Annotated in this window: 20 protein-coding genes and 1 tRNA gene; 5 read left to right on the forward strand and 16 right to left on the reverse strand. The window is 54.8% G+C overall.

Annotated elements, in window-relative coordinates; translation table 11 throughout:
- Positions 1-281: 281 nt before the first annotated feature.
- The 16 genes from CLU84_RS16500 to CLU84_RS16570 all read right to left on the reverse strand — a co-directional run bounded on the left by CLU84_RS16500 (position 282) and on the right by CLU84_RS16570 (position 13,414).
- The gene (locus CLU84_RS16500) at positions 282-2,114 is read right to left on the reverse strand and encodes a UvrD-helicase domain-containing protein (RefSeq protein ID WP_099738471.1); all 1,833 of its coding nucleotides are present in this window, start codon (positions 2,112-2,114) and stop codon (positions 282-284) included.
- Positions 2,115-2,278: 164 nt separating this feature from the next.
- A complete protein-coding gene (locus CLU84_RS16505; protein ID WP_099738474.1) occupies positions 2,279-3,121 on the reverse strand; it encodes a hypothetical protein in 843 nt (280 codons plus the stop codon).
- Positions 3,122-3,220: 99 nt separating this feature from the next.
- Positions 3,221-4,120, reverse strand: a complete 900-nt coding sequence (locus CLU84_RS16510) for a helix-turn-helix domain-containing protein (RefSeq protein ID WP_099738476.1) — start codon at positions 4,118-4,120, stop codon at positions 3,221-3,223.
- 117 nt (positions 4,121-4,237) lie between these two features.
- Positions 4,238-4,693 carry an AlpA family transcriptional regulator gene (locus CLU84_RS22515; protein WP_233210244.1) on the reverse strand — a complete coding sequence of 152 codons (456 nt, stop codon included), beginning with the start codon at positions 4,691-4,693 and terminating at the stop codon, positions 4,238-4,240.
- Between the two features lie 99 nt (positions 4,694-4,792).
- Positions 4,793-5,641 (reverse strand): hypothetical protein, encoded by an 849-nt coding sequence (locus CLU84_RS16520; protein ID WP_144445474.1) that lies wholly within the window; start codon positions 5,639-5,641, stop codon positions 4,793-4,795.
- 318 nt (positions 5,642-5,959) lie between these two features.
- Positions 5,960-6,036, reverse strand: a tRNA-Ile gene (locus CLU84_RS16525).
- Between the two features lie 52 nt (positions 6,037-6,088).
- Positions 6,089-7,096, reverse strand: a complete 1,008-nt coding sequence (gene hrcA, locus CLU84_RS16530; protein ID WP_099738480.1) for a heat-inducible transcriptional repressor HrcA — start codon at positions 7,094-7,096, stop codon at positions 6,089-6,091.
- Positions 7,097-7,105: 9 nt separating this feature from the next.
- Complete coding sequence (locus CLU84_RS16535; protein WP_099738482.1) at positions 7,106-7,693, reverse strand: recombinase family protein; 588 nt, start codon at positions 7,691-7,693, stop codon at positions 7,106-7,108.
- Between the two features lie 380 nt (positions 7,694-8,073).
- Positions 8,074-9,021 (reverse strand): hypothetical protein, encoded by a 948-nt coding sequence (locus CLU84_RS16540; protein ID WP_099738484.1) that lies wholly within the window; start codon positions 9,019-9,021, stop codon positions 8,074-8,076.
- A 316-nt stretch (positions 9,022-9,337) separates the two neighbouring features.
- Complete coding sequence (locus CLU84_RS16545; protein ID WP_099738485.1) at positions 9,338-10,486, reverse strand: zonular occludens toxin domain-containing protein; 1,149 nt, start codon at positions 10,484-10,486, stop codon at positions 9,338-9,340.
- Positions 10,487-10,543: 57 nt separating this feature from the next.
- The gene (locus tag CLU84_RS22715) at positions 10,544-10,798 is read right to left on the reverse strand and encodes a DUF2523 family protein (RefSeq protein ID WP_099738489.1); all 255 of its coding nucleotides are present in this window, start codon (positions 10,796-10,798) and stop codon (positions 10,544-10,546) included.
- On the reverse strand, positions 10,798-12,102 hold the full coding sequence (locus CLU84_RS16555; protein ID WP_144445475.1) for a virulence factor TspB C-terminal domain-related protein: 1,305 nt from the start codon (positions 12,100-12,102) through the stop codon (positions 10,798-10,800). The genes CLU84_RS22715 and CLU84_RS16555 overlap by 1 nt, the downstream gene beginning before the upstream one ends.
- A gap of 194 nt (positions 12,103-12,296) precedes the next feature.
- Positions 12,297-12,506: a major capsid protein gene (locus tag CLU84_RS16560; protein ID WP_158235236.1), complete on the reverse strand. Its 210-nt coding sequence runs from the start codon at positions 12,504-12,506 to the stop codon at positions 12,297-12,299.
- Positions 12,499-12,705 carry a hypothetical protein gene (locus CLU84_RS21950; RefSeq protein WP_144445476.1) on the reverse strand — a complete coding sequence of 69 codons (207 nt, stop codon included), beginning with the start codon at positions 12,703-12,705 and terminating at the stop codon, positions 12,499-12,501. The genes CLU84_RS16560 and CLU84_RS21950 overlap by 8 nt, the downstream gene beginning before the upstream one ends.
- A complete protein-coding gene (locus tag CLU84_RS16565; protein ID WP_099738494.1) occupies positions 12,702-13,103 on the reverse strand; it encodes a hypothetical protein in 402 nt (133 codons plus the stop codon). The genes CLU84_RS21950 and CLU84_RS16565 overlap by 4 nt, the downstream gene beginning before the upstream one ends.
- A 2-nt stretch (positions 13,104-13,105) precedes the next feature.
- The gene (locus tag CLU84_RS16570) at positions 13,106-13,414 is read right to left on the reverse strand and encodes a hypothetical protein (RefSeq protein ID WP_099738496.1); all 309 of its coding nucleotides are present in this window, start codon (positions 13,412-13,414) and stop codon (positions 13,106-13,108) included.
- Positions 13,415-13,530: 116 nt separating this feature from the next.
- On the opposite strand from CLU84_RS16570, the gene CLU84_RS16575 reads away from it, so the two are divergent.
- The 5 genes from CLU84_RS16575 to CLU84_RS16595 are packed head-to-tail and all read left to right on the forward strand — an operon-like array spanning position 13,531 to position 18,222.
- A complete protein-coding gene (locus CLU84_RS16575) occupies positions 13,531-13,896 on the forward strand; it encodes a hypothetical protein (protein ID WP_099738498.1) in 366 nt (121 codons plus the stop codon).
- A 16-nt stretch (positions 13,897-13,912) separates the two neighbouring features.
- Positions 13,913-14,812, forward strand: a complete 900-nt coding sequence (locus CLU84_RS16580) for an NAD kinase (protein ID WP_099738500.1) — start codon at positions 13,913-13,915, stop codon at positions 14,810-14,812.
- A 2-nt stretch (positions 14,813-14,814) separates the two neighbouring features.
- Positions 14,815-16,575, forward strand: coding sequence for a DNA repair protein RecN (gene recN, locus CLU84_RS16585; protein WP_099738502.1), 1,761 nt, complete (start codon positions 14,815-14,817; stop codon positions 16,573-16,575).
- Between the two features lie 4 nt (positions 16,576-16,579).
- Entirely contained in the window at positions 16,580-17,503 is a 924-nt protein-coding gene (gene rapZ / locus CLU84_RS16590; RefSeq protein ID WP_099738504.1) for an RNase adapter RapZ, read from the forward strand.
- Positions 17,504-17,514: 11 nt separating this feature from the next.
- A complete protein-coding gene (locus CLU84_RS16595; RefSeq protein ID WP_099738506.1) occupies positions 17,515-18,222 on the forward strand; it encodes a winged helix-turn-helix domain-containing protein in 708 nt (235 codons plus the stop codon).
- Positions 18,223-18,226 lie beyond the last annotated feature (4 nt).

Here is an 18,226-nt window from a genome sequence, read left to right on the forward strand (position 1 = left end):
AAGTTTTTGGGGACCATGCTTTTGGTTGCAGTCAGCAGTCACTAACTCAAAGCCAAATGGATAGTCTGGACGGCATCACACGATCAATGTCTGCAAGCTCATTTCCGTAGACCAGCCGCGTTCCACGATGCTAGCGAGAAGCCACCAGAACGGCCATGGCGGCGTTTCCTGCAGCTTGGCTATGTGGTGCAAAAATTCGCTCTTGGAACGAAAAATGACCAGACAGCGCATGCCATCCGGCCATCAGTTCAGCAGTCATACTGCCACCAACATCACAAAAGCTAGCCCTGCACCTGAGTCAAAGTTCGTTGAACATTGGCTGGCTGCAGCAGGCTACTGAGTTCCTTAGACTTTTTATAGCTTTGAGCATGCGGCATAGGGGCGTAGTACAGCCGAACGGCATTGCGTGCCCGCGTAACGGCAACATACAGAAGCCGACGCTCCTCTGCCAGCGCGGTCTCCGACTTGGCATGGAAGATCGGCAACTCACCGTCAGCGACACCGACCACAAACACGTGGTCCCACTCACCACCTTTGGCTTTGTGGATAGTCATGGTCTGCACCACTGGCTTCTCTTGCTTGGTAGCGCGGAGCATTTCAAGGCCATTGGAATAGTCACGGCATTTCGCGCCCCAAAAATTTAGACCATCTCGGACGTCCTTGTTGGAACGCACGCCGCCGAGAACTTTCAAGTAAATGTCCCGGCATTCTTTGTAGCGCCCCTCTAGCGAGGATGAGCTGGCTGCTTTCTGCAGACTGCGCGCCCTGCTTTTCCAGTCTTGCTTGGCCGTCAGCTTCACTTTGCGAAACGCATGCGCCACCGCATCAGGATCAATTGCCGCTTGAATACGTTCATGCCGATCAACCAGACTAACCAGTCGCAGCACACGCTGAACATGCTGTAAATCACGCGCAATGCCCTTCCTCGCGGAATTTATGTCCAGAGCCAGCAAGCTCTGCTCCACCGTCTTCAAAGTTGAGTTGGTACGAGCAAGCACAGCAATACTTGAGGCATCGACGCCCTGCTCCAGTAGTTGCTGAATGTCCCGGACAACGACATGCGCCCGCTCTATAGGGCCACCGCTAGTCACCAGTGCCGGCTTCACGCCATCCCGCATAGTCACGATCTTTTGAGTGCTCTTGCCAGCAACAGCCATTGCCAGCTCTGCGGTCTGGCGGTGCAGGCGGTGAGACTCCGGCAGAGGCATGACAACGACATCGTCAACAACCTGATCCAGCGGCGTATAACTGCTACCGCTAAAGCCGTAGATCGCCTGCTCAGGGTCGCCAAAGGCCATAAGCTGGCAACCACGCTTGACCAGTGAGGCTAGCAGCAAATTTTGGGCGGCGCTGCCATCTTGGAACTCATCGACCAGCACATGGGTGTAAGGAATTTCAGCCCCGCCATCAAGTACATCAACCGCTTTTTCCAGCATGTCTCCGAAGTCCAGTTTGCCCGCAGCTTTTTTTGCACGCGCAAAGCGCTTCTGCACGGCCAAGGCAATCGGGGCATAAGTAGCAAGACCAGCTGAGAACTTTCGTGAGGTCATCACATCACTGAGCTTCTGCTTCGAGGCCTGAGCAAAGCTCAGCGCTTTTAACAACTGCTTCAAACGACGCGAGTCCTTCAGCAACTCACGCACCAGACGAAGCCGCTCCCGGCGTTCGGATTTATTTAACTTGACCCACAACTTGCGATCAGAGGCATCTTTCCGGCAACGGCGCAAAGCTTCTTTCAACAACACTAGACTTTCTGTGCTTGTAGGCACACCACCACCGCAGCCACCTGCGCGGGTCACTAGACTTAGGGCAAAGGCGTGAGTGGTCTGTGTGGTGGGCAACTCATTACCAACAGCAGACTTCTTCTGCGGTAGTGACTTCTTGCCAGAGTTGCCCTTCTGCTTGAGGCTGCGCTGAAGTCGATTGCGGAACTCATCAACAGAATTTTTGGCGAAGCTCAAGACCAGAATTTGTGAAGCTGGCGTTCCGTTGCGCATCAAGTGCTTGACACGCTGTATGAGCGTGGTGGTCTTGCCACTGCCAGGACTGGCGCGCACTTCCACGCATGGCAGCGTGGTATGCACTATCTGGCGCTGATGAGTGGTTGGCTTCATTTGGGTTATGGTTTTATGGCCTGAATTTCAGTGATTGCATGTGCCATGCAGATAAAGAAATCATCGAGAAAACACATGTTTTTTGAAGAAAAGAGCTGGTGAGATGACTCGTTTTTTTGACGTGTTTTCCGAAATAATTGGCTTCTATATCAGTAGTGCTCGGCCTACTTTTTGATGCGCTTCATCAGCCCGTTCCAGTCTGTTTTTGCCAGATGGCGCTCAAGCTCGGGAGTCGCCTTGAGCGCGTTATGCATGATGAACCGGCCATCAATGCTGTGCTTATCGATCCAACGGTTTGCACGTTTGAGGTATGCCGTGTCCGAAGCATCTGCGCGGCCGCCACAGCAAGCGGCCAGCAAACGGCCCAACTCAGTTTTGCTTGGCGGCAGCGCGTAGAACTTCAGGCTTCTTCCCCAGAACTGCTTATGGCTAAAAACGATGAGGTCTTCCAACGTGCGGATGCCGTGCTTTCTCAAGGCATCCTTGCCACTCAGGCGCAGCTCAACGTGAAAGCACTCCATGGCGTCGGCATCTGGACGCGCATTGTTGATCTTGCTGGCTTTATCTGCGTAGACCGCCAGGACACTGCCATCACGACCACCACTTTCTGCCCGCTGACCGCAGTAAAAGGTGCCTTCGCATTGAACGAAGAGTGACCGCTGGCTCGGCACTTTTACGGAACCGAGAAACGCAGTGAGTAGCGCCATGCGAACCCTGTTGGGTAGAGTCACATCGCGGGCCAACTCGACATAGGTTGGATCGGCATTAGTTTCTGCCCTCAGAATTTCTTTCGCCATACGCAGACACTTGCGTGTCGGCTGAAACAGCTCCAGCTTGCACTTGCGGTTAGCCTGAAATTTGGGCTGATCGTTCGTCACAGTCAGACAAGTGCAGTGCTCGCGCAGCTCTTCAAATTCAGCGTCTGAAGCCGGACGGTCTAGCCATATCGTCACACGATCAGCCCCATATACAGGCGAACGAGACACCGCGTTGTTCTCGATAGTCATAATGAGTCTTCTAGAGATTGGGGGGATGTTGCAGGTGTTGCGCGAAATCTGGCTTTGCTTGAGATAGCCGCAAATCACGCAACACGTGCAACACAGAGATCACAGACGGTCACCGCGCAAATGGAAAGGCAATGCACCCAGGCGACGAGAGATGGTGCTTTTGTTGTAGCCCAAGGCTTCACCGATCTCCTCCAACGACTTTTTCTCTTCACGCAGGCGATAGATTTCGCGATCCAGTCTGTCTGGAGAAACGCAGGGCAGGCAGTGGCGTTCAACGCGACCCTCAGCGTCCACGCGGATGTTTTCAATCACCGCACTGTGGCCCGTTGCCGCGAGAAAACTACCAGGGATGGGAGTGGCCATAACCGCCGATGAATAGCCCTTGTCAGGTTCACAGCGGCAGACTGTGAATACGCCGTTGAAGCAGGAAGACAAGTAGGCTTCTTCCTCTTTGCTGAAGCCCTGAAAGATAAAGATGATCAGCGCCCCCTTGCCCGCTACAGCACGCTTGAATGCAGACAAATTAGCTTCGGACCAACGCGCCTTTTTGTTAGCAGCGGGGACAACCACGACATGACAGCCCTCTGCTTTCGGCGGCCCCATGAGAGCACGGCCTTCTTGGCGGCGATAGTCGGGAGGAGTCGGCGTCTTAGGGACGATCACGGAGATATTGGCTTCGCCATCGACAAAACGAGACACCTGAAATTTCAGATTACTTGCGGAAACATGATCAGCCGCGAATATCTCGACGTTCTTTTGCTGTTCTACAGGCAACCCGAAGATTGAGCCTGCCGCGCACAAGTCAGCCGCGATTCCATAGGCCACCAACGCTGAAGAAACACCTACACCTACCGAGACCCCGTAGCAGCGAGACTCCGCCAGAGGCAAGGATTTGTTAGAGACTGAAGATTCTGCCGAACCGCTGCTTTGCGCATCCTTCTTCACAGTTGGCACTGCTGGTTTTTGAGCATTGATTTCACTTGGATTAGATGTATTCATGGGTAGTTAGCTCCTGGGTGGTAAAAAAATGGCAAAGTGAAGCCCCTGCACCTGTTGATCAGGTGCATACGGTATGAAAAATGGGGGGCTGTTCCGTGAGCCAGCACTAAGCTGGGATCAGAACTTCGGTGGGTTTGCGATGAGTTCGCGGATGGCGGCACGAGACCAGCCGACTGAGCGGGGGCCAAGTTTTACGCCTGCGGGATAGATGCCTTTGAGGACGCCGTCGTACCATGCCGCACGCGAGACCGGATATACCGTCAGAACGTCATTGAGACGTATATAGCCGTCGCTATCCAGACAGATCATTGGAAACGGCTTGTGGACTGGATTTTTATAGCGGGCATCTCGGTCAAACTCAGCAGCACTCTCTGGAGTTATGGATGCCACCTGAACCACCTGAGGTGTGTCCTGAAGTGCAGCCGTGGCGGTCTGAGTATCGAAGTGCAGGCTCTGCGACACCGTCGATTTACCCACACGCTTCAGCTGTTGGAAGGCGCGAGAACGAGCCGCCACAGAAGCTTGAGCGAACAACATACGGGGACCGCCGTTCGCGGAGAGGGGAGAATTCATGATGCAAGGCTTGGTGAGTGCTGATGCCTTGCATTCTGGAATTCGTTGGAAATCGTTGGAACTGGGAAAAATGAATTCCCACGTCGGTTTTTCAAATTTCTACGTGTGCGCCGCAGGAGAGGATTGTGCCGACTTCGCATTCTCTTCAAGCTTGGCTCGAATCTTCTTTACCTCTTCTTCACCGAGCCTCTGAACGGCGGTCACAAAAGCATTCTGTACAGTGCCACGATCACCCAGGTAAGAAACTCCATTTTCTTTACTAATGTCAGCAAGCGGCTGATACAACCCACTACCTTTCACCGAATCCGAGGACTTTTCTGGTGGCCAATCCGGGATGAATTTGTAGTGCTCAATGGCCATAAGCACCAAAAGCCGTGCCCAAGCTTTATTAAGCCTTTCGTTGCTGTTCTCAGCAGGTTTAGGGACCTGGGCCGACTCACCGCTGAAAGAGGATGCACACGTATCCTCTTCAAACTCAAAAGGAAGAGGTGGATTCAGTTCACTGAACTCTTCAGGAAAGTTAAAGCCTTTGAACAAAGCTCCAGTACGAACCTGCTCTACGAAATCGCGTAAAACGATATAAGTGCCATCTCCCGACTTACATTCATAGTCTTCTCCGGGGGCGATCCGGATGCCTTGAACATAAGTGATCCTCTGCTTCAATGTCTTGAGATGCGGACGAAAGTACTTATTGCGAGCATCATCAGCATCAAGCTTCGAGTAAGCAGGAGGATGTATGTCATGCAACAAGCAAATCGCTTCCTGAACCGAAGCAACGGGGCGATCCTGCCAAATTAGCCAGTCTGGTTTGTACTTCCACTCACTTGTTTGAGACTGCGGCGAATCGGTTGCAGTCACTCCAGATTTTGATAGTTCCACCTCAGAATCATCAGTCACCGTCTGATCAATCTGAGCATGTTCAAGTGATGTTGATCGCTTCGCAGGCATGAAAATTTATAGGCTGTGAGTGGGCATTATTTCCCAACTATCTTGCTTCAAGCAACCAGCGAACTCCGTGTGCTTTTCTGCCTACTGGGAGGATGCACTGCTTAAAAATACAGCATCTTTGTAGGCATACCGCAGCACTTGCACTTGAGAAAAATTTCCAAAAAAGTCTCACTCAGGACCAGCCACTCGGACTAGCCATGTCCGAAGAAGTACAGCCACATCTTGCAAAATTCCGGAACCAAACCGGAACCAGGAATAAAAACAAAAAAGCTTGCTATGTTTTTTATAGCAAGCTTTTATTTATTTACAACAGTTTAATGGTAGGGCGTGGCGGACTTGAACCGACGACCAAAGGATTATGAGTCCTCTGCTCTAACCAACTGAGCTAACGCCCCAGCACTGACAACAGCCGTGGCTGCCACCAGAAAAACTATGACATTGTAGGGCCTAACGCTTGTGGCTCAGGGCATTGCTCACCAATTTGGATGTGATGTCGACAATCTGGATCATCTTGTCGTAGTGCATGCGCGTGGGGCCGATCACACCCAGGGTGCCCACAACCTTACCGTCCAGCTCATAGGGAGCACTCACCACGGAGAGGTCTTCAAACGGGACGGTCTGGCTCTCGCCACCGATGTAAATTCGTACGCCATCGGCCTGATTGGAGAAATCCAGCAGGCGCAGAATTTGCGTTTTTTGCTCAAACAGATCAAAAGCGCGGCGCAGATTGCCCATGTCGCTGGAGAAATCACTGACCGACAGCAGGTTACGCTCGCCGGCAATCACCACGTCTTCCTGGTCATGGTTACCCATCACTTCAGAGCCCACATTCACGGCGGCCTGCATGAGGCTAGCGACTTCGCCTTGCAGTTGCTCGACTTCGGTCTGCAGCCTTGTTCTGACCTCTTCCATGGTCAAACCGGCGTAATGGTGATTGAGGAAATTCGAGGCTTCGATCAACTGCGAAGACTCATAATCCACATCCGTAAAGATCACGCGGTTTTGCACATCGCCTTCGGGCGAGACGATGATGACCAGAAAGCGCCGCTCCGACAGGCGCACAAATTCAATGTGCTTGAAGACGGAGCTGCGGCGCGGCACCATGACCACGCCCACAAACTGGGAGAGGTTGGAGAGCAGGTTAGCCGCATTGGCGATCACCTTCTGCGGCTGCTCATGGATCAGCCCGGGCGTGATGAGGTTGGAGCGGTCCACCGTCAGCATGGTGTCGACAAACAGTCGATACCCTCTTGCGGTAGGCACGCGGCCTGCGGATGTGTGCGGGCTGATGATCAACCCCATTTCTTCCAGATCGGCCATCACATTGCGGATGGTGGCAGGCGACAATTCAAGCCCGGATGCACGCGAAAGAGTGCGCGAGCCGACTGGTTGACCATCAGCGATGTAACGCTCAATCAGCGCTTTCAGCAATAACTTGGCACGTTCGTCGAGCATGATTTCATTTTACTTACGAAGCACTCGTTTAACCCAGCGCCCCCTACCCTCATGCCGATAAATGTGATCCCGTAGACACGCGATCGACACCCCCATCATCTCAGCCAGGACGCGCTGTAGATACCAACCCGAGCGCCAAGCGAGAACAATCTCAGCTACTTCGGACTCAGAAAAGTATCTTTTCCTCCCCCAAGTCTTACCAGCCGCACGCGCAGCGATCTGACCAGCAAGACACCGTTCCCGTATCAATTCCCGCTCAAATTCCGCAAATGCAGAAAGCATGTGAAGAAACATGCGCCCATGGGGACTATCAGTCTCTATTGACTCGGTAAGCGAGCGAAAAGCCACACCCCGCGAACGCAACAACTCAAAGACTCGCACAAACTGCGAAACAGACCGAGCCAGCCTGTCGAGCTTGTAAACAACCAAAACATCGCCCTTCTTTAGCTCAGCAAGGAGCCGATCCAACTCAGGCCGATCACGAACAGCGGAACGCTTTTCTTGAACAATATTTTTAATACCAGCGCGCTTAAATGCAGCCAGTTGAGCAGTCATGTTTTGATCAAGTGTCGAAACACGAGCGTAGCCAATCAGCATGAAATCCCCCCTAGTTTTATGAGCGGATTTTGTCCCTTCGGGTACGTACTGCGCCCGCACTGGTGCCCCTGTAACCTCATGTCTCTCCGTGGCTCAGGAACCCTGTAGCCTCATGTCTCTCCGTGGTTGAGCAACCGTGTAGCCTCATGTCGTTCCGTGGTTGAGCAACCTCATAACCTCATGTCAATCCGTGGTTCTGTAAACAGTAACCTCATGTCTTTCCGTGGTTTGAGAACGCTCTAACCTCATGTCTCTCCGTGGCTCACGAACGCTCTAACCTCATGTCGTTCCGTGGCTCAGGAACCCTGTAGCCTCATGTCGTTCCGTGGTTCAGGGGCACCAGCGCGGACGCAGTACAGCAGCTACGCTGCACAAAATCCTTAGTGAACTGTTCCAGGTATATCGATGGGTTTCGGCTCAGTCACAAGCCAATACCGGGCACCCTCAAAGCGTTCGAGGGTCAGGCGATGGGACACGATGACCTCACCCTCTGCACACTCAAAAGTCATTTCGATCATGTCTTGCAGGGATGCACCCCAGATGCGGATTTTTTCAGCCTTTGGCATGGAGGTGACACCATTGCCGTTATGGCTCCTGCTGTACCTGCTGGAATGGCCAGGAGCGTCCGCATAGTCCTTAGTGATGTACTTGGACACGTAAGAAGCAATCTTGGCAATGGAGCGCTGTTTGATGCGTCCTTGGGGAGTCTTGCGACCACCAACGAAGCACAAGCCATTGTCCTTACCAACGATGGAGCGCCAGACCTTAGTGCCGAGTTCCCAGCCTTTGACTTTGACGTCCTTGTGCACAGCGTGCTTGGGGAGTTTGTGGCATGCGATGTGGACATGCATGGCCCCCCTATCCTGCCTCTCAAAACTCGCACAGTAGACGAAGCGTCCACCGAGCGCGCTTTTCATGCGACGAACCCATTCTTTGAAGTGCTTTTTGCAGAGATCACGGTCTTCTTGATTTTCCCGGTAGGTCAACGTGAGCAGCTCATTCAAGCCGTTGGCTTTGATGAACCAGCGGCAGGCAGATTTGGCCCTGTTCGCGTTCTGTTCAAGCTTCTTAAGGCGACGGGCTTCCTTGTCCTCTTCGATCTCTCTCTCACGCCATTCGCGCTCTTCACCATCCCACTGAGAGAGGTAGGCTTCCTCATCAAACGGAGGGGGCGCGATCTTGTCGGTTTCAGACCAGGTGATGACATTGCGGAAAGAGATTTCCCGATGGCCATTGACGCGCTTGACATACACATCCCAAGAGTCTTCATGGACTTCGCCTTGAATGACTATGCGTTCCCCGGTAGGGGCAGTTATGATTCTCTCCATTGCAGCTACTCCAATTAGTTGCGATCACGAGTCCGAACGGTTCCAGCCGTTGCGGGCTCTTTTTTTTCCTACAGATTCAATCAGCGCCCAGAGGCAAAACGATCTCTTGTTCTAAGTTGAGGTATGAATAAATTAGGCACGCGCTGCGCGCGTGCCTGCCCGTCCGCTTCGCTGCCCGTGCAGGCCCGCTGCACAGCTTGTGCCACAACCACCGCAGTGAGAGATACGAGCCCATTAGGGAGTTGAGTGCAGAGGTGCTCTTGGCCGCACGGCCAGCCCATGCAGCCGCAAGCTTCGCTTACGTCCACAAGGGCCATCATTGGAGTACCGACCTGACCTGAGCATTGCGCGCAGCTAAGCCTTGGCTGTAGCCATCAAGAGCCGCAGGAGAAGGACGCTCTTTGGGTTCAGGCATGGGGACGGTCTGAGGAACTGGCGCCGACTGAGCAACAAGAGACGGACGCTCTTGCAACCCAGCCGGGCCCGAGTTGTTGGCTTGAGGCTTTTCCCAGTCAACGAAGTAGCCGTTTTTAACGATCTGGGTGCAGATTTCATCTGGCACCAGCAGCTTGGTTCCCTGCTGCGAATAGCAAGTACAGCCTTTGGACTTCATTTCCACACATGCGGCCGGGTATGGCGCTGTGACAGGCTTTGTCACATCGTCATACCGCGGCGCAGTGTGAGGAAAACCACCCAGACGCGATTTAAAACTAGCAGCGTACTCAGCAGGAGTCATAGGAGGACGCACCCCCTCAGACCCGCCCCCGCTTGCGCTGGAGGCCCCCGCCGCAGCCTTGGCAGTGACAGATGAATCCGCGCCGCCAATCGCACTGACACGCCCAAAACTGATATAGGCGAATACCAAGGCCACGGCGACCGCGATCAGAAACATCCAAGCAGCTTTGGGGATCTTCTTTTTATTGGTGTGAAGAGTGGCGGACTCGTACCACGTGTAAACCTCCTTTGGAAATTTGACAGTGGTACTGGTGCCGGTGGACTTGCTGGAGCCGGGTTTTTCGCAGTTGAGATTGACGGAGTCCCACTCAAGGCAGGAGACAACATCCTGACCCCAGATGCGCTTGAGATGGCGGTGCCAGCCAGGAGAGCCAATCAGACGGCGAACAAACGAGTCAACGTTAGCGGGATGTTGAGAGATCAGGTAGAAGTCAAAGCCGCGCCGGCGGTGCTCGGCAAGCATCTTGACGGACTCAGGAACAGCTGCCCCAGAGGGCCGGTTCGGCAGGTCGTTATGGCACTCATCAATGATGAAGATAGTCCCGTCAGGTTCTGCCTGCCAGTCCTTGAATTCAATCTGTTTCCAGCCCTCTAAAGGCCCGCCGGGCACGGGCTTGAAACGGCCGTTATGGGCAACGGGACGGTTCTCCTTTGTCGCCCGTTCCATCACCCATTTCAGGGTGTTGAGGGTCTTACCAGACCCGTTTGTACCAGTGACCAGATGGAGCATACCGGCCTCAGCTGAAGATCATTTTCTTGAGGGACGCGCCGCCCGTGATTCCGTTCATCACCATGTTTGCGAACATGCAGCTGAACAGAATCGTGAGCGCCCTACCCACTTGCAGAACCCCAAGATTGCCAACACATCAGGGGGCAGATTGTGGAGGTTCTGAGCCACCAGATTTTTCAGAAAATCCAGCGCCTCAGACACACCGTAATAGCTAACGAAAGCGATACCCAGAGAGGCGAGCGTGCGCCCCACCAGACCACCCACCAAACCGATGAGCAGACCACCCAGAGAGCCAAGCAAAGGTAGAGCCATTACGACTGCCTCCTAATGATGATGAGAGCGCCCGCAATAGACGCAAAGATGACGTTGACGTAACCGAGCATTTGCAGCCAAGGACACAGCGCAGAAAACGGCAACGCCAGAGAGCCGAACCAGAAGTCAATGACTCGATCAGCAGGGCAACTGCCCGAGCCAAGAAAGTCATCCCGGTCAGTGACAGATATGTCAAAGCGCTTGTTACCCGGGAGGTCAGTCGTGACGTTCTTAGTACCCAAGTCCTTGACGGTCTCCCAAGCCTTGTACAAAGGGCCATCCTTGAGAGCATCAATCTGGCAATTGCGGGTATGAACTTCCTTGGCAAGCGCACAACTAATGCCGTCACCTTCACAAGTGAAACCACTTGCGCAGGTGCCTTCAAACTTACCGGGCTTGTCTTCGCAGTCTTCGCCCTCACACTTGCCATCCCCCTTGTCGGTTCCATCCTTGCCGTCCGGGTTCTTGTCGCCGTTTGTGGCGGCACAAACAGCGCTGGATTTATTGCTAGCGCAGTACGAACTTTGGGAGCTTGAAGAGGTGGAGCTGGAGGTGCTGGTGGTAGCCCCAGAACTATCCTTGGTGGTAGTCACCGTAGTGGTGGTACAGACACCCTTGTCACAGGTGGTAGATGTCTCTTTGTTAGAGGTAGTCCCATCAGGATTTTTAGCGGACTCAGTCTTCTTGTCACCAGTGGCAGCTTGATTAGGGACACAGGTACGAACCCCATTAACGTCACCAACAGAACCAGCACAGTCCGACTCTTTTTTCTGAGGAACGTCAGAGGGTTGAGGGAGAGTGCAAGTGCCACCTGTTACCCGGTATTCCTGACTAGTCATCCAAGAGCCGTCAGAGGTTTTGTAAGAGACACCAATACCGACCTGTTCGGCAGCACAACCCATGGCGCAATTCGGACGCGCACTATCAGCTGAGCAGCCAGGAGGACTTGCAGTCCCCTTCCCTTCTAAGTTGATCTTTCCACCCTTTAGGCCAGAGCAGAAATCACTGAGGCCATTGCAGGTGTTGGTGTTGTTTAAGACGCACTGATTGCCGTTCTCAGAATAACCAGTGTTGCAGTTGCAGACGCCGCTTGTAGCGATGGAATTTGCAGGGCACTGGGTGAATGAGAGGATTGAAAAATTCGCGTACTCATAGTTATCAGCAGTGCGCTTGATGACGCAACGACCAGAGACAACAGTTCTGGAGTAGCCAGACGCCGCAGGAGCCCAAGAGTTACAGGCCTCAGACTGAGAAGCGTAGTTAGGATCAGAAGCAGCGCCACCCAAGTAATAGCGGGTATTCATAGGCACAGATGCCGAGGCTGACAGCGAGAACAGCGCAAGAGCGAATGCAATCAGGCGGTAAAGATGAGCCATACAGCACCGCATAGAGCAATAACAACGAAGAGTCCCATTTGCTGCCCTTTCCTAAACAAGCCGGGGTTTGCTTAGAAAAGGACAGGGCCGAAGCCCTGCCCAGAACTGGAGCAATCAGTCCATTACTTGATGGAGCGACGGATCCAGTTGAAGCAGACGATGGCCAAAACCACGCCAAGAATGGCCAGACCGATGGAGCCGACAGATGCCTTTTGACCAGTGATGTCAGCAACCAAAGTTGTGACATCAACAGCCTCAGCATGAGCAGTGCCCACAGTTGCCAGAACGAACGCAGGAACAGCCGCGAGGGCCAGTTTCAGTTTTTTACCCATGAGAGTTCTCCTCAGTTTTTCCGCCATCGCGGAGGGTTTGAATAAGGGCACGAATTGCCCAGCCAACAGCCCAGACGGAGATCACCGCCAGACCGATCTGCGCACCCTCTGCAGGAGTGAGACTCAGCACAGGGAACACAAATTCATGCTGCACAGTGACCGTGCAGGCTTGAGAACAGTGGATGACCTGATCGGTCATGGATAAGGGTCCTGCCCGCACTGAGTGCAAGCAGCGTGATAAACCTCGTCACCCCGGACAACGGCTTGAAAGTCATGCTCTGGATACTTACCACGGCAGACCAGCGGAAGCTGATCGACCACGGCAGTTTTTGCATACTCTTTGGCCTCATGCCTGAGGTCCATACGGTCCGCAACACCCACAAAACGCTCCCCAAGGCTTCGCCAACGCGCAGCACGCTTGCGGGACATATCAATGCGGTGCTTACGGTCAATGAAGTAGGTGACTTTGGTAATTAAGCCAATGGCCAAGCCTTGCAGTAGCTGCATCAGCAGGGCACCCACCATGCCCATAACGAGGCAGAGAACCGAGATCACGCGAATCGCGTGATCGAACTGTTCAGAGGTGAGCGTGACCATGGTCAGGCCTTATCTGCAGGAGCAGCAGAGCGCTCTTGCTTAGTGGGCAGACGGGTCAGATTGGTGAGCCGAGACTCGATTTTTCGGGTCTGGTAATGAGCCGCCAGCGAGAACGTGGCGGTATAGGTTCCGGGAACGATAGTGCCGATCATTTCCTTAGGAACGTCGAGGACGCCCACTTGCGAAACTGCGCCGTCACCATCAAGCAGGATGCACTCGGCCTCTTGCATTTGCCATGGTTTGTTGTTCTTGCCAATGCCAGAACGAGGATCATTGACCTTGAGAATTTGAACTACAGATGAATGCTGCATATGGCCTCCTATGGCGAAAATTTCCCTTGCAGATAGGGCAGTCGTAGAATTAACCCGTGGCGGTTTAAAGTAAACCATCACGGGTTAGTAACAATGTAATCCACGGAGGTTTAGAAATGCAAGAGAAAGTTGCAGAAAAAGCCGCACCTACTGAAAAAAAGACAGTGGGCACACCGGACCGTGCACGAATCAAAAGACTGGTGGACGCAGCAGCCGGGAAATGTCACGGAGGGTTCAGACAGCTAGCCGATGTGATGGAAGTACACCCACAGCTAATTTCGAACTGGCGCAACGGGCTGAAGACACCATCACCGGAAGCACAAGCAGATCTGGCACAAATCGCGGGACAAAACGCATTGGTGGCCGGACTGATGGCCATGATCGAAAAGACAGACGGGAACCGTAAAAAACGGCTGCAATCGGCATACAGAGACTGGTCAGCAAAGGCAGCCGCAAATTTAGAGAAAATGACATCTGTTTAATGATGTAATTTCCCAGATGACATCCACGTTCCGCCATATTGCCTTGATCGGCAAGTACCACACCCCCGACGCAGGCGCCCCATCCGACGCTGCCAGCGAAGCTTTGCTGCGCATTGCGTCTTATGTGCGCAGTCTGGGTTGCGAGGTGATTCTGGATACCCAGTCTGCGATCTATGCAGGCCTGTCTGACTACCCAAGCATGGACGTGGATGGCCTGGGCAAGTATTGCGACCTGGGCTTGGTCGTGGGTGGCGATGGCACCATGCTGGGCGTCTGCCGTCATCTGGCTCGCTACGGCACGCCCTTGGTGGGTATTAATCAAGGGCGCCTTGGCTTTGTCACCGATATTGCGCTGGATGAGTTTGAAGCCTCCATCACGCCCATTCTGCAAGGCGAGTACGAAGAAGACGAGCGCCCCCTGATGCACGCCCTCGTCATGCGTGATGGTCAATGCGTATTTGAAGCCCAGGCCATGAACGACGTGGTGGTCAACCGTGGCTCAACCTCTGGCATGGTGGAGCTGCGCATTGAGGTGGGCGGGCACTTTGTCTCCAACCAGCGCGCCGATGGTCTGATTGTTGCCACGCCCACTGGCTCAACCGCCTACGCGCTGTCTGCCGGCGGGCCCATGCTGCACCCCTCTATTCCCGCGTGGGTGATGGTGCCCATTGCGCCGCACAACCTCTCGAACCGCCCCATTGTTCTGCCCGATTCTCAGGAGATCACGATTGAAGTCGTCGGAGGGCGCGGCGATGTCAGCGCGAACTTTGACATGCAATCTCTCGCATCGCTGCAGCACGGCGACCGCATTCTGGTCACCCGCGCCAATCACAGCGTGCACTTTCTGCATCCCAAGGGCTGGAATTACTTCTCCACCCTGCGCAAAAAACTGGGCTGGAATGAAGGGGGCTCCTGATCATGGCTTTGAAGCGCATCGCCCTGCAGGACTTTGTGATTGTTCAGTCCCTTGATCTGGACTGGCAAGCGGGCTTTACGGTACTGACCGGCGAAACCGGGGCAGGAAAATCCATCATGCTAGATGCCCTGCAACTGGTGCTGGGCGCCCGTGCCGATGCGCAGGTAGTGCGCGAAGGCTGCAATCAGGCTGACATCTGCGCCGAGTTTGACTGCCCTCAAAACCTGCGCCCCTGGCTTGAAGAAGCCGGTTTTGCACAAGAGCAAGAACTGCTGCTTCGCCGCGTAATCGACAGCCAGGGCAGAAGCCGCGCATGGATCAATGGATCTCCCGCCACAGCAACCCAGCTACGCCACCTGGGTGATCAGCTCATCGATATTCACGGCCAGCACGCCTGGCAAAGCCTGACCCGCCCCGATGCAGCCCGGGCCATGCTGGACACCTATGGCAGCATTGACACCGCCCCGCTCAAGTCGCTATGGCAGGGCTGGCGCCAGACCAGCCAAGCACTGGAGCAGGCTTTGTCTGCCCAGGACAATCTGCAGCGCGAGCGTGAACGCCTGCAGTGGCAGATTTCAGAGCTGGACAAGCTCTCGCCTCGCGCAGACGAGTGGGATGAGCTCAACGCCCAACACACCCGTCTGTCGCACGCTCAGACCTTGATGGACTCTGCCCAAACCTGCCTGCACCTACTGGAAGATGATGATGCAGGTGCCGCCAACCTCTTGGGTAAAGCGCACCACCTGCTACAAGATCAAGAGCATCTGGAGCCCGAGTTTCAGAATATTTCTGATGTACTAGGCTCCTGCGTGGCGCAGTTGCACGATGCAAGGCACTCGCTGCAAGCCTACCTGCGCCGCGCCGACTTGGACCCTGAATTACTGGCTGACTTGGACGAACGCCTTGCGCTGTGGATGCAGCTGGCGCGTCGCTACAAGCGCACACCCGAAGAGCTGCCAACGCTGCTCGAAGGCTGGAAGCAAGAGCTGCGCCAGCTTGATGCAGCTGTGGATATAGATGGCCTTCACGCCACAGAACAAGCCGCTTATCAGCAATATCAAGCTGAAGCACGCCAGGTCTCTCAGCAGCGTGCACTGGCCGCTCCCCGCCTGTCACGCGCTATTACCCAGTCCATGCAAAGTCTGGGCATGAAAGGTGGCCGCTTTGAGGTACAGCTGGAGCATGCCGAATCGGCGGCTCCCGCAGGCACAGACAGCGTAACCTTTCTCGTCGCAGGCCACACCGGAGCCACACCCAAACCCATTGCCAAAGTGGCATCGGGCGGTGAACTATCCCGTATTTCTTTAGCTATTGCCGTCACCACCAGTGAGCTGGGGCAAGCCGGAACACTGATTTTTGACGAAGTCGATTCCGGTGTGGGTGGCGCTGTGGCCGAGACCGTGGGGCGCCTCATGCGCTCTCTCGGTCGTTCGCGCCAGGTATTGGCCGTTACGCACTTGCCGCAGGTCGCCGCTTATGCCGATCAGCATTACCGCGTCACCAAACGCCCCAAGTCCAACACCACCATCAGCAGCGTGGATCCACTGGATGGCGAAGAACGCGAAATGGAAATGGCCCGCATGCTGGGCGGCGAGCATCTGTCTGAAGCCACGATGGCCCACGCCCGAGAAATGCTAAACATGGCAAGATTGTCGGCAAGCGAGCTGCTGAACAGCAATGGCTCGCCTGCCTCAAACGCCAAAAGCAAGAGCAGCAAGGCCGCCACCACGCGCAAAAACACCAGCAAAGTCAGGGGAGAGTGAAATCATGTCTATGGAGATTGTTCTGATCAGCGGCATGTCCGGGTCGGGCAAATCTGTTGCACTGCATGCGTTGGAAGACGCAGGCTTTTACTGCGTGGACAACCTGCCGCCAGAGCTGCTGCAATCATTTGTGGAGCTGAAGCTCACTCACAAGGATGAAAAAGTAGCCATCGCTATGGATGCGCGCAGCGCCCAGGGCCTGCCGCAATTGCCTGAGCAACTGGCGCGTCTTGAAAAACAGGGCCTGATCCCTCGCATGATTTTTCTGGATGCAGGCAACAGCACGCTGGTGCGCCGCTTCTCTGAAACACGCAGGCGCCACCCCCTGTCCCCCGGCTCGGCCGCCACGGAGCGGCAGGCGCTGGAGCAGGACATTGAAAAAGAACGCGAGCTGTTAGGAACACTGCGCGACCGATCTGTCGTCGTCGATACCAGCGACCTCAAATCATCTCAGCTGCAAAGCTATATCAAGCAAGTCATTGAAGCGCCCGAGGGCCAGATGACGCTGATGTTCCAGTCCTTTGGCTTCAAGCACAACATGCCCGCAGACTCGGACTATGTGTTTGATGTGCGCATGCTGCCTAACCCGCACTATGAAAAAGATCTGCGCCCGCTGACAGGGCTTGATCAGCCTGTGGCGGACTATCTGCGCAATCTCCCTGAGGTGCAGCAGATGCAGCTGGACATTCAACAGTTTCTGGAGCGCTGGCTGCCCCTACTGGCCAGAGACCACCGCAGCTACGTGACGGTGGGCATTGGCTGCACGGGCGGCCAGCACCGTTCGGTCTTTCTGGTAGAAGCACTGGCCAAGCATTTCGAGAAAACCTGGCCTACCGTGCGCCGCCATCGTTCGCTGGATTTTCGTGGGAATTTCCTGCAGGTTTCTCAGCAGTTTTTGACCACTGACACCCCGCCTGCCTCGCACTGATCAAACCTCCGATGCTCAGTACCCAGACTCCGGCCCTACGCGTGCTGCTCCTGGAAGATGACCCCGCCATTGCGCGCACCATCTGCTATACGCTGGAACGCGAAGGCATTGCCGTGACCCATAGCCTGCTGATTGCCGATGCGCGCCAGCAATGGGCATCCGTCATATTTGATGCCTTGCTCATGGATGTGGGCCTGCCCGATGGCAATGGTCTGGACTGGTGCCGAGAGCTGCGTTCTGCACGCTCTATCGCTCCCGTGCTGGTTCTCAGCGCCAGAGGTGAAGAGATGGACAAAGTGCTGGGGCTTGAGCTGGGGGCCGATGACTATCTGACCAAGCCCTTCAGCCCCCGCGAGCTGCTGGCCCGCACCCGCGCCCTGCTACGTCGTTCAAGGCAATTTCAGCCTGTAGCCCAGATACAGCCTGCGCAAGCACTTCAAATAGATGAGCAAGGCCAGCGCATTTTGCTTCACTCGCAAACCATGGATTTGACGCGCCGCGAGTATCAGCTGCTGCAAAGCCTGATCCAGAGCGCAGGCCGCATCCTCAGTCGCGATGCGCTGCTGGAGCAAATCTGGGGGCTGGGCAGCGAGAGCACAGACCGCACGGTGGACACCCACATCAAGACCCTGCGCGCCAAGCTGCGAGAGCGCTTGCCGGATCACGAAGTCATCATCACCCACCGCGGGCTGGGCTACAGCCTGAACCAACCCGGATAAGCCC

The sequence above is a fragment of the Comamonas sp. 26 genome (genome assembly GCF_002754475.1).
Taxonomy (GTDB): Bacteria; Pseudomonadota; Gammaproteobacteria; order Burkholderiales; family Burkholderiaceae_C; genus Comamonas.

What these genes read in the sequence shown, in the direction of transcription:
- CLU84_RS16500 (WP_099738471.1), bottom strand. Translation starts at nt 2,114, where the DNA reads ATGAAGCCAACCACTCATCAGCGCCAGATAGTGCATACCACGCTGCCA.
- CLU84_RS16505 (WP_099738474.1), bottom strand. Translation starts at nt 3,121, where the DNA reads ATGACTATCGAGAACAACGCGGTGTCTCGTTCGCCTGTATATGGGGCT.
- CLU84_RS16510 (WP_099738476.1), bottom strand. Translation starts at nt 4,120, where the DNA reads ATGAATACATCTAATCCAAGTGAAATCAATGCTCAAAAACCAGCAGTG.
- CLU84_RS22515 (WP_233210244.1), bottom strand. Translation starts at nt 4,693, where the DNA reads ATGAATTCTCCCCTCTCCGCGAACGGCGGTCCCCGTATGTTGTTCGCT.
- CLU84_RS16520 (WP_144445474.1), bottom strand. Translation starts at nt 5,641, where the DNA reads ATGCCTGCGAAGCGATCAACATCACTTGAACATGCTCAGATTGATCAG.
- hrcA (WP_099738480.1), bottom strand. Translation starts at nt 7,096, where the DNA reads ATGCTCGACGAACGTGCCAAGTTATTGCTGAAAGCGCTGATTGAGCGT.
- CLU84_RS16535 (WP_099738482.1), bottom strand. Translation starts at nt 7,693, where the DNA reads ATGCTGATTGGCTACGCTCGTGTTTCGACACTTGATCAAAACATGACT.
- CLU84_RS16540 (WP_099738484.1), bottom strand. Translation starts at nt 9,021, where the DNA reads ATGGAGAGAATCATAACTGCCCCTACCGGGGAACGCATAGTCATTCAA.
- CLU84_RS16545 (WP_099738485.1), bottom strand. Translation starts at nt 10,486, where the DNA reads ATGCTCCATCTGGTCACTGGTACAAACGGGTCTGGTAAGACCCTCAAC.
- CLU84_RS22715 (WP_099738489.1), bottom strand. Translation starts at nt 10,798, where the DNA reads ATGGCTCTACCTTTGCTTGGCTCTCTGGGTGGTCTGCTCATCGGTTTG.
- CLU84_RS16555 (WP_144445475.1), bottom strand. Translation starts at nt 12,102, where the DNA reads ATGAATACCCGCTATTACTTGGGTGGCGCTGCTTCTGATCCTAACTAC.
- CLU84_RS16560 (WP_158235236.1), bottom strand. Translation starts at nt 12,506, where the DNA reads ATGGGTAAAAAACTGAAACTGGCCCTCGCGGCTGTTCCTGCGTTCGTT.
- CLU84_RS21950 (WP_144445476.1), bottom strand. Translation starts at nt 12,705, where the DNA reads ATGACCGATCAGGTCATCCACTGTTCTCAAGCCTGCACGGTCACTGTG.
- CLU84_RS16565 (WP_099738494.1), bottom strand. Translation starts at nt 13,103, where the DNA reads ATGGTCACGCTCACCTCTGAACAGTTCGATCACGCGATTCGCGTGATC.
- CLU84_RS16570 (WP_099738496.1), bottom strand. Translation starts at nt 13,414, where the DNA reads ATGCAGCATTCATCTGTAGTTCAAATTCTCAAGGTCAATGATCCTCGT.
- CLU84_RS16575 (WP_099738498.1), top strand. Translation starts at nt 13,531, where the DNA reads ATGCAAGAGAAAGTTGCAGAAAAAGCCGCACCTACTGAAAAAAAGACA.
- CLU84_RS16580 (WP_099738500.1), top strand. Translation starts at nt 13,913, where the DNA reads ATGACATCCACGTTCCGCCATATTGCCTTGATCGGCAAGTACCACACC.
- recN (WP_099738502.1), top strand. Translation starts at nt 14,815, where the DNA reads ATGGCTTTGAAGCGCATCGCCCTGCAGGACTTTGTGATTGTTCAGTCC.
- rapZ (WP_099738504.1), top strand. Translation starts at nt 16,580, where the DNA reads ATGTCTATGGAGATTGTTCTGATCAGCGGCATGTCCGGGTCGGGCAAA.
- CLU84_RS16595 (WP_099738506.1), top strand. Translation starts at nt 17,515, where the DNA reads ATGCTCAGTACCCAGACTCCGGCCCTACGCGTGCTGCTCCTGGAAGAT.